This window comes from Kitasatospora sp. NPDC047058, assembly GCF_040643935.1.
GTDB lineage: Bacteria > Actinomycetota > Actinomycetes > Streptomycetales > Streptomycetaceae > Kitasatospora.
Genome location: NZ_JBEYVJ010000819.1, coordinates 1 through 1,636, shown reverse-complemented (window position 1 = coordinate 1,636; position 1,636 = coordinate 1). Strand labels below are relative to the sequence as shown.

Below are 1,636 nucleotides of genomic sequence, written 5' to 3'. Positions count from 1 at the left end.
CGACGAACCCCGCGCCCTGCTCACCGCGCTCGCCAAGGCGTTCGTCCGCGGCGTCCCGGTCGCCTGGGAGAAGCTCTACACGGGCACCGGCGCCCAGCGGATCGACCTGCCCACCTACGCCTTCCAGCGCCAGCGCCACTGGCTGCCGACCGGTACCAACGTGGTGGACGCGGCCGGGCTGGGCCAGTCCCCGGCGCGGCACCCGCTGCTGGGTGCGGCGGTGTCCCTGCCGGCCAGTGGCGGCCTTGTTCTGACCGGACGGCTGTCGCTCGCGGGCCAGTCCTGGCTGGCCGACCACGTGGTCGCCGGCCGGGTGGTCGTGCCCGGGACCGCGCTGGTCGAGATGGCGGTGCGGGCCGGTGACGAGGCCGGCTGCGGTCGCGTCGAGGAACTGGTCATCGAAGCGCCGCTGGTGCTCCCGCCCCAGGGCGGGGTCCGGGTGCAGGTGACCGTGGACGAGGCCGACGCGTCCGGTCGCCGCGCGGTGGGCGTCTATGCCCAGGCGGACGACGCGACGGTCGAGGAGGAGTGGACTCGCCACGCGACCGGCGTTCTGGCCGCCTCTGCCGACATAGCCGTCGGTGAGGGCTGGGGTCAGTGGCCTCCGGCCGGCGCGGAAGCCGTGGACCTGGACGGGTTCTATCCGGCTCTGGCCACCAGCGGTCTCGCCTACGGACCGGTCTTCCAGGGTCTGCGCGCGGCTTGGCGGCGCGGCGCGGAGCTGTTCGCCGAGGTCACCCTGCCGGACGGCGTGAACGCCGCCGGATTCGGGCTTCACCCCGCGCTGCTGGACGCCGCCCTGCACGTGATCGTGGGCACGGGCGAGCGCCGCGACCGGCCCGAAGTCCCGTTCGCCTGGGGCGATGCGGTCGTGCACGCGGCGGATGCGGTGGCGGCGCGGGTGCGGGTGGCCCCGCTGGCCTCGGGCGAGGGCGTGTCCCTGACCCTGGCCGACGCCACCGGTGGGCTGATCGCGTCGGTGGGCTCCGTGGTCCTGCGGCCGTTCGCCGCCGCTGCGGCACCGGCGCACGATGAGCTGTTCGGCGTGGAGTGGGTCCCTGTCCCGGTCGCGGGTGCGGAGGAGCCGCACGGCCGCTGGGCCGTCCTCGGCGAGGAGCTGCCCGGCGCCGCGTCGTACGCCGACCTGGCCGCGCTGTTGGCGGCCGTCGACGCTGGTGACACCGTTCCCGAGGTCGTGGTGGCGCGGGTCGTTCCCGAGCCGGCCCCCGACGATGTCCCGGGCGCGGCGCGTGACGTCGCGGTCGGCACGCTGGGCCTGGTGCAGGAGTGGCTGGCCGCGGACGCGCTGTCCGCGTCGCAGCTGGTGGTGGTGACCGAACACGCGGTGGACGCCGATCCCGAGGTGCCTATGGAGGTCACGGCCGCGCCCGTCTGGGGCCTCGTCCGGGTTGCCCAGGCGGAGAACCCGGGCCGGATCGCGCTGGCCGACCTGGACGGCCTGTCCGACGAGGCGATGGCGTGCCTGCGGGCGGGCGTCGCGTCGGGCGAGCCGCAGTTCGCGGTGCGGGCCGGCCAGGTGCGCGTGCCGCGGCTCGTGCGGGTGCCGTCCGAGCCCACCCTGCCGATCAGGGTCGTGATGATCGACGGCGAGCCGTGGTTCGCGACAACGGACGTG

General features: G+C 75.7%; 1 protein-coding gene. It reads left to right on the top strand.

Translation table 11 applies throughout. From position 1 onward, the window contains the following. Positions 1 to 1,636 (top strand): polyketide synthase dehydratase domain-containing protein (locus ABZ885_RS40795; RefSeq protein ID WP_360200219.1); only part of this gene is annotated, 1,636 nt, incomplete at both ends.